The organism is Vibrio mimicus CAIM 602 (assembly GCF_000338875.1).
In the GTDB taxonomy this organism is placed as follows: domain Bacteria; phylum Pseudomonadota; class Gammaproteobacteria; order Enterobacterales; family Vibrionaceae; genus Vibrio; species Vibrio mimicus.
Window position 1 is genome coordinate 40,023 of the sequence record NZ_AOMO01000038.1, and the last position, 8,744, is coordinate 48,766.

The 8,744-nt window shown below is 46.6% G+C and carries 7 protein-coding genes and 1 pseudogene; 1 reads left to right on the plus strand and 7 read right to left on the minus strand.

Annotated elements, in window-relative coordinates; translation table 11 throughout:
- The first annotated feature begins 92 nt into the window (after nucleotides 1-92).
- Nucleotides 93-1,118 (plus strand): acyltransferase, encoded by a 1,026-nt coding sequence (locus tag D908_RS06975; RefSeq protein ID WP_032467648.1) that lies wholly within the window; start codon nucleotides 93-95, stop codon nucleotides 1,116-1,118.
- Between the two features lie 61 nt (nucleotides 1,119-1,179).
- Here D908_RS06975 and D908_RS06970 read toward each other — a convergent pair whose 3' ends face one another.
- The 7 genes and pseudogenes from D908_RS06970 to D908_RS06945 form a co-directional block, all read right to left on the minus strand.
- Nucleotides 1,180-1,566 carry an MAPEG family protein gene (locus tag D908_RS06970; RefSeq protein WP_005525330.1) on the minus strand — a complete coding sequence of 129 codons (387 nt, stop codon included), beginning with the start codon at nucleotides 1,564-1,566 and terminating at the stop codon, nucleotides 1,180-1,182.
- A 102-nt stretch (nucleotides 1,567-1,668) separates the two neighbouring features.
- Nucleotides 1,669-2,403 carry a hypothetical protein gene (locus D908_RS06965; RefSeq protein WP_005525332.1) on the minus strand — a complete coding sequence of 245 codons (735 nt, stop codon included), beginning with the start codon at nucleotides 2,401-2,403 and terminating at the stop codon, nucleotides 1,669-1,671.
- Nucleotides 2,404-2,598: pseudogene (locus tag D908_RS23205) on the minus strand (hypothetical protein); the annotation flags it as partial.
- 103 nt (nucleotides 2,599-2,701) lie between these two features.
- Nucleotides 2,702-3,442 (minus strand): hypothetical protein, encoded by a 741-nt coding sequence (locus D908_RS06960; RefSeq protein ID WP_005525340.1) that lies wholly within the window; start codon nucleotides 3,440-3,442, stop codon nucleotides 2,702-2,704.
- Nucleotides 3,443-6,706: a T6SS effector BTH_I2691 family protein gene (locus D908_RS06955; RefSeq protein ID WP_005525342.1), complete on the minus strand. Its 3,264-nt coding sequence runs from the start codon at nucleotides 6,704-6,706 to the stop codon at nucleotides 3,443-3,445.
- A complete protein-coding gene (gene vasW, locus D908_RS06950; RefSeq protein WP_005525344.1) occupies nucleotides 6,703-7,590 on the minus strand; it encodes a type VI secretion system accessory protein VasW in 888 nt (295 codons plus the stop codon). Before vasW ends, D908_RS06955 begins: the two co-directional genes overlap by 4 nt.
- Nucleotides 7,590-8,744 (minus strand): type VI secretion system Vgr family protein (locus tag D908_RS06945; protein ID WP_032467650.1); only part of this gene is annotated, 1,155 nt, incomplete at its 5' end. The genes vasW and D908_RS06945, both read right to left, overlap by 1 nt.

Sequence of the window (8,744 nt, forward strand, 5' to 3'; positions counted from 1 at the left end):
GGGTTAAGTGCAAAGGTAAAAAGAGACATAAATCAATAGAATTGAGATTTGAATGGCGTATGGTCGGCTTTTTCAATTTGCCGAGTGTCGTTATGTCAAACCATCAAAAGATCGCCAGCCTTGAGCTTGGGCGAGTGATCGCCATGCTGGCAATTATTGCTTTGCATTGCCAACTTTTTACCACTTATTGGCTCACCGATGAAGAACCATGGGTGGCCTACTTATTTAACCAATCCACCCGTTTTGCTGTTCCACTGTTTTTCCTTATTTCGGGCTATTTGATCCAACCCAAACTCAGCCAGAACCCGATGCAAACCTTGCGTAATTACTGCTCGCCATTACTGAGGATATGGGTGATTTGGAGTGTGATTAGCTTGTTGATGCCTTTCAATCTCGAAGTGGTGGTTAATCAAGGCTACCTCGCTGAGCGTTCAGGTTATTGGGGATTTTTGCTACAACACCCACTTAACTCACTGTTTGAAGGCGGGCTTGTACACCTTTGGTTTTTACCCGCACTGATGATTGCGGTCGCCATCATGGCACTGTTGATCCGCCAACAAAAAACACATTGGATGCTACCGATTGCCATCGGGCTATACATCTACGGTGAATTTGCAGGAAGCAGTGCCGTCGTCACTGGCATGAGCGCGCCCATCTATACTCGTAATGGCCCATTTTTCAGCACTTTGTTTGTAGTGGTAGGTTATCTGATTCGTGAGCGACACATCCTGTGGCAAGCGCGCTCTGCACTGTTATTGGCGTTAGTGGGGATGCTTTTTCACTTCGTTGAAGCGTATGGCTTACATCAACATGGACAGGTGTTTAATACCAATGATTATCTGTTTGGCACCGCTTTGTGGTCGATTGGGCTGTTTCTCTTTCTGCTCGCCAAACCCGATTTAGGTCGAAAGCCTTGGATATTTTCACTGTCACAAAGCATCCTCGGCTTTTACGTCAGTCACCTTTTAATGGTCATCGTAATGATGAACATCGCTGGAATTTTAGGCCTAGCAGGCTTGCAGAAAGACGCACTGATCCTGTTTGGTACTTTGATTGCCACTTATCTGCTCGTGAAAGGCTTAGAACGCACACCACTCAAACGTGTGTTACTAAGATAAAAATGAACTAGATACAACAAAGGGAGCCAAGGCTCCCTTTGCTTTTTACCGGAAATAGTACCTAGAAGAGCTTGCTATAAGGCAATGCCCATAGGTTTAACACCATCAGCACTGCTAAGGAGCCAAAAGTGAGCTGCATACCGCGCACACGATTAGGAATGGTGGCTTTAAACATCGAATCAGCGTGTAACACCCGCCCTACCACAAAGGCCACGCCGAGTACGTGAATCCACCACACATTAACGCCATTGAATTCCGCTAAACCAAGCAGGATTAGGAAAATGGGAATGTATTCCGTTGCATTACTCTGCGCACTGCGCGCGCGAACTAAGGCATCCACACCACCATCGGCAAACAGCACCTGATGTTTACGTCGCTGACGAATCACCTGTACTGCTAAATAAATCAACCAGCCGCACAGCACGACAGCATAAACTGTTGTGACCATAATCTATCCTTATTCCTTATTGGCTTGACGTGATGAGTGTAAGTGCAAATCAGAGAAAAACAAAAGCGCCGCAATGCGGCGCTCAGGGTAAGTAGTTCTGAGCTATTCCTCTTTCAGCTCTTGATGATATTTGCGATGCTTAAATTGATCATTAACCCGCTGTAACGGACAATAATCGATATTATTGTGCACATTTTTTATTAACGCCATAACGCGGGTTTTCTCATCAAATGAATTAAAATAAACTTTCCCTATAAATATAAATATTGGGTCTCTCACTAATTCTGTATTAAAGATCAGCATCTTTTCTTTGATGGGATCAAAAACAATCAATTGCTCGGCAAAGTAAAACTCGTTCTGATGTACCGTCGGACGAAAATTAGTTAAACCAAAAGCCAACAGGGCAAAACCGCCTGCACCAACAAACGCTAACGGACCAACGATGGCTAAGGCCAGCAAACAGACCGCAATCCCCACCCAAGCAAAACCGCGAACAAAAGTGTAGGCCGCATCCGGGATCACTTCTTGGTCGGTATAATGCACACCCGCTTGCGTTAAACTGTAGCAATAGCGGTGGTCGGGCATAAAAAGGTATCTCACCACAGCCATGCCCGCAGCGCCAAAGCTGATAAAGCCCCAAAACTCTGTACTGTTAAAAGCAATATCCCCGAACACAAGAAATAGTGAGGGAAGCAAAAAACCAACACCGATCGCGGTAAGCCAACGTGATAAATAACTCTCATTCATATCACCTGTCGTACACTCCCACTGATACAAAACCTCACTGCTGTGTAAATTTGCCTTTAACTGCTCTAACTCATCTTTATCAATTAACATTTAACCCTTTCCTACAACGAGATTTCTTGTGGCAATATCATTCGCCTCTGCAGATTGTAAATCCAATTCCCCCACGCGAGTTCCGCGGGCGCAAAATTTGAGACTCTGTTCCTTGACCCAATGCAGTGGTAGTGAAACGCAAACTCCAACAGTATCCTTCTCACTGCCACCCAGTGTAATGCGATACACTGGCTTGACCTCTGTCCATGATCCATATGCCCCATTGTTGATTGTTAACCTGCGATCGCTTAAATAACAAAAGCGCCGCAATGCGGCGCTAAGGGTAAGTAGTTCTGAGCTATTCCTCTTTCAGCGCTTGCTGATATTTACGATGCTTAAATTCATCGTTAACCCGCTGTAGCGGACAATAATCGATATTATTGTGCACATTTTTTATTAACGCCATAACGCGGTTCTTCTCATCAAATGAATTAAAATAAAGTGTCCCCATAAATGAAAATATAAATATTGGATCTCTCACTAATTCTGTATTAAAGATCAGCATCTTTTCTTTGATGGGATCAAAAACAATCAATTGGTCAGCAAAGTAAAACTCTTTCTGATGCACAGTGGGATGGAATTTGGTCAAACCAAAAGCCAGCAGGGCAAAACCGCCTGCACCAACAAACGCTAACGGACCAACGACGGCTAAGGCTAACAAACAGACCGCAATCCCCACCCAAGCAAAACCGCGTACAAAAGTGTAGGCCGCATCCGGGATCACTTCTTGATCGGTATAATGCACACCCGCTTGCGTTAAGCTGTAACAATAGCGGTGGTCGGGCATAAAAAGATACCTTGCCACAAGCGCAAACACTATTCCAAAGATCATAAACCCCCAAAAACCCTTACTGTTAAAGGGAATATCGCCGAGGGGGATAAATAATAAGGCTGGTAAAAAACCAGCAAAGATTCCAATAACCCAACGCGCGATATCACCTCGTCGCTCTGAAAATGCCACACATTCCCACTGATACAAAACCTCACTGCTGTGTAAATTTGCCTTTAACTGCTCTAACTCATCTTTATCAATTAACATTTAACTCTTTCCTACAACGAGATTTCTTGTTGCAATATCATTCGCCTCTGCAGATTGTAAATCCAATTCTCCGGCGCGAGTTCCGCGGGCGCAAAATTTGAGACTCTGTTCCTTGACCCAATGCAGTGGTAGTGAAACGCAAACTCCAACGGTATCCTTCTCACTGCCACCCAGTGTAATGCGATATACTGGCTGGTTATCTTCAATACTCCATTTTCCCTGTTGTTCATTGATGAGTATTGGTGTTACCGCCTCCCTTTGCCGTTGATAATATGCCGGCTGCGCTGGCAAACGGGTTATTTGCAAGCCTATCGTCTGCCCTTTAAGATAATCGGGTAACGTGAGTTCTAACTGCCATTGTAAAGAACCTGAATCCATCCATTGCGCTGCTTTACGTTGCGTAACTTGACTCAACCGAAGACTCGGACGATGGAGAAGGCGCTCTAACTCGGTCAATTCTTTGCCTACCGACCAATGAGCACTCTCTTTCCCCCACATCGATTTTGATAACCAGATTTCTAACTCTGAGCGTTTAAACACATTGGTCAAAATCACCCCGATCAAATAGACAATACCAATCACAGCAAAACCGGCGGCCATCCAACCAGCACTGATGGCTGCGATTGTTCCAAAACCTATAAATCGACTTACTCCATATAAAACTAACTGCACAGCAAAAATAGCCATCTGTGTTACCGTCGCTCCCCCTTTTAACAAATAACCGAAGCGTTCAAGATCGGTTTTACTGCTGTCATTAAACTTACCCCAGCTTTCCCATGTTTCTAATGCGCTGGCAATCATGCCCACGGTAGCCACCAAGGCGATGGATTTAGAAAAAGTTTTTAGGGCATCTTGCATTGTCGTGCCCGCAGTAGTCTGTAATGCCCTTTTCAGCGGCGATTCTAAAAGTTGTTGATTACTGGCTATCGTCTTCCAAACGCGCCCAGCACTAATAGCTCCGGCGGCCACAATGGTATAGCCAGTGGCATAAATGGCTTCGCCCAACGCCGGATTCTTCGAAGGATCCCAACTGGGGTATTGTGCGACCTTATAGCGGATATTCTCCAAAACCGCCGTGGTATTCCATAGGTTCAGCGCAAACAGCAAGCCCCCTAATCCACCCAGTTTCTGACTCACCGACGCGCTACTGGTTTTGACGTTTTTCGATAGCGCGCTCAGTTTCTCATTTACCGACTGCTGAAAAGTGTTCATCACCGCTTGGTTTTTGAGCGTCAGCATCATCGGCAGTTCACTACTGAGTAATTGCCCTAGCTTACGTTGTGCGGATTGCGCGGTCGCAATTTGATGGTTTTTCGGGCTCACATTACCGGGTTTGAATTCCAGAGCATCATTCATCTCTTGCAAAATGGCATTCAGCTTAGTCTCAAATTGCTTAAGCTCAGCCGCATATTTGGGATTATGTTGCAACACCGCCTCTTCTCGAACTAGGCTTTCCACCAACAGTAAACGAAGGTTAGCCAGCAAACTGGGCGTCCCTCCTTTAGGCTGGTTCTGATAAGGAAACAGCAGCTCCATCACCGCTTGCCAACTCTCTTTGGCTTGATTGGCGACCGCTTTTTGCAGTGCACTAAAACTCGATTGAACGGGTTCAATCCATTTCTTAAACCATGCTTTCTCCTGAATACGTCCATCCCCCGTGAACGTATCCCAGTTAGCGATTGCAGTCGAAAACGCAACCATATCACTAGGACTACTTGTAGAGAGAAAAGCGGTGCTAAACCCTTGGATATGGTTGTTAATGGCTTGATTTGCCTGCAGGGAAAAGCCAGTTGACGCGAGAGCCATGAGGTTTTTCGGTGAATCAAAACTGAGATCTTTTTTTAGGATCTCAAGCGATTTTTCATCATGATTGACTTGCGTAACCACCACTAAAAATTGGCTAGTTAATGCTAACAAATACGCTTGCTGAACCTCATCTTGGTTATCCATACCAAACAGAAGCGGGTCAAGGCCGAGCTGGTTGAAGGCAGACATAAACTGCGCATAGTGTTGTTTAATCTGTTCATCCAATCCTTTGAGCTCGGTGTAATGCTCCACCAAAAAGTTATCTAAATCCGCCCAACGCACTTCATCAATAAAGCTGTTGTCTTTTTTGCGCCACTTGCGCATCTGAGCACTGGTGGGTTCAAAGCGATAGAGTGTTTTCAATTCCGCCAGTTTCTGCTCCACTCGCTGCTGCATGGGGGCATAGTTTCCCGATGGGGCAAGCCCTTCACTGGCTAAAGCATAAGATTCGATTTCGGCCAATTTTGCCGTAGCACAATATTCAGTAATGGCTCTTTCTAGCTCTAAAATACGGATCGGATCTTGTTTTACAAAATCGGGAATTTCTTTTTCTTCAAGACGAATTCGGCCTAATGTGCGTGTCAGCTCTGCCATCTGCATTTTATGCTGTTGCGTTTCATCACCAACCGCTTTAGTTCGCTTTGCCACTTGGGTAGTAAAAGTAACAAATAAATCAGACACATCAGCTAAAGGGTCATTCAGCGCCACAAATAAACCGCAGTTTTGCTCCGGCAAATCTTGCAGATAATCTTTGCTGCTCACCACCGCTTTGTCGGCCACGAATTTGAATTCCGTACCTTTCACCGCTTCTTCACTTTTTTCTACCGGTAATGAAGGGGTACAGGTAGCTTTAAAAATATCCTGCTCAGCCGGCGTCCCGATGTCCGCCACATAGTCTTCAAGATACTGAGCAAAATGCGCATGAGGGTGAGTACCATTGGACTCAAACTGTTTAAGGCTCACTTTACGCATCACAGCATGACGGCTGCTGGTATTGGAGCGCATATGCTCACACACTCGCCACGTCCATCGTTGATGCGCATAACCGATAGAGAGCGTGTGCTGGGCGGGATAGAGTAAACAGCTTTTGCTTTCACCTTTCGAACCGCGCTCGTGAGTGGGTTTGCTTGCCTCATCATCAGACCAATCAATTTTGGTCAACTTGCAGCCAGCGACTTCATATTCGTGCAGTGTTTTTGCAGTTTCATCATAGACATAGAGCCAACCATCACGTAGTTGCCTTAAGGTGTAACTGCGCTGTTTGATAGAGAATTGGCCTTTCCACTGTCGATCCGCTTTGGGTAAAGGGTGTAATGCTTGACCTTGATCATCATAAACATCAAAGGCGTAACGAACAGGAATTATCCCTATTAACGGCTGTTTAAAAGGACATGCACTGGCTGGATTTTGTGCATCATTGCTCTGCCCTGTTTTCGCAGCATGATTGGGATTACTCATCCTTGTACCTCCTGTGATGATTGTGAATATTGATAAGCTAGCCCTGCGGCAGCTTCAATGCGTTGCGAAGGCGTATGACTTGAAGCCTGATGCAACAAAAGGTCAATCTCGGGATACTTCCCTTTTTCAAGAGCATCAACGCCTAAAAACCCCAACACATTAAAAAACAGCATTAAATCTCGCTCACTGCTAAAGCCCTGCTGGTAAGCCCATTGAGCATGACGATGAAATAGTTCAGGGTGAGATTGCCACTGCTGCGCTAAATCCGGAAACCACTGCTGTACATGCCGCTCGACCGTTTCTAAGGTATTAAGCCATGTGATGTTGCCAAGCCGTTGCCACTGCTCATCGGTTAGCTTGAATCGCACAGGAGTGTCCTGAGTCGCCGTCAGTTCTGGTCGTTGCACATATTGCCAACCTTGACGTGTCGGCAACCAAGCTCGATTGATCACTTTCCACAGTGGTTGGCATTGGGTACTCAAAAGTACATACGCGCATTCACTGTTCGCCATTTTAAGAAACACCGTTGAACCATAAGGGGATTCCACTTGGATCAAACGACGCAGTTGTTCAGCAATCTCTTCAATAGAGCCTAAAGAAGCAAAAAAGAACCCAGCTAACCCTTGATTCTGCTCAAGGAACCAGGTTTTAACCGTATCCGTTGCTAACACGAGATAAGGAGACACCTCTTTAAGCTGCTCAAAAGGCGGAAAAAGGTACAAAGGCTCCAAAACCAATTCACCCGATAGACGATACAAGGCTTGTGCTAGATGGCTGATTTGAGCACCATCAACCAAAAGGTAAAGCCTTTCTTGTGTATCCATTTCCATCTCTGGAACCGAGCTCACCCAGTTATGCACGACAAAGGAATTTGTTGAACGCATTAATTTCCCTTTGCCTCTTCACACACTTCACACACAGGTGCAGGACCTTTGAGTGCTTCAATTTGTCGCGCCTTAAGTAAAGGCGACATAGACTGCTGAGTGGGAGTTACCGCGGCTAGCTCAATCTCTTGCAGTGTTTGGGCTTTATCAACCCCTTGTGGCAACTCGGCCACTTTACCGCCATAACCTGAGCCGCTGCCTACGCTGCCGCCGGAGTTGAGGTTAATGGCAGAGCCGACGACATGCACACCGCCGGCATCGACTTTGATAAAACTGCCGCCGGCTTTGATGGTGAGCTCGTTGCCTGCCTCTAAGACCAGTTTATTGCCCGCTTTGAGGTGAACCTCAGTACCTGCATCATAAATCGCTTTGCTGCCGATTTTTTGCTGCAATGAACCGCCGATTTCGCTGCTGCTGTCGAGTTTGACGAGCGTGCGACTCTCCTCCTCCACCGTCAGGTGTTGATTGTGCTTAATCTGGGTGAACTGGTCATTTTCAACGGTCAGGTGTTGGTCGTGGCGAATGACCGTGGTGTGGTCGTTTTCAATCAAACCATCAAAGTCTTTCTGTGCATGCAGGTAGATTTGCTCTTTGCCCGCTTGGTCTTCAAAACTGAGCTCGTTAAAGCCTTCCCCTTGGTGCGTCTCGGTACGCAGCACGGTTTTGGTTTTGTGCTCAGGCAAGCTGTATGGCGGCGTATTGGTCGCGTGATAGGTGCGACCGGTGATAATGGGTTGGTCTGGGTCACCGTTTAAGAAGGAAACAATCACTTCGTGGCCGATGCGCGGAATGGCGATAAAGCCGTATTGGCTGCCCGCCCAACCTTGTGACACACGCACCCAACAGGAGCTCTGCTCGTTACCGTTGGAGTAGCGGTCCCACGGGAAGTGGATTTTCACGCGACCGTGTTCATCACAGAAGATTTCTTCTCCTTCAGGGCCAACGACCGTGGCTATCATTGGGCCATCAACTTGCGGTTTAGGTTGTGGCTCGGCACGCCAGTGGAGATGCCCAGGAATTAAGCTGAACTGGTTGCTGTAGGTCGTTGCACCACTGCCACCGTCTTCTTGTAGCGCTTGCGGCTGCTCACCTTGGTGATTCACCGATACCACCACCCAATCTCGGTTCATCGCAGGGTCAAGGTGCTCTTGCAG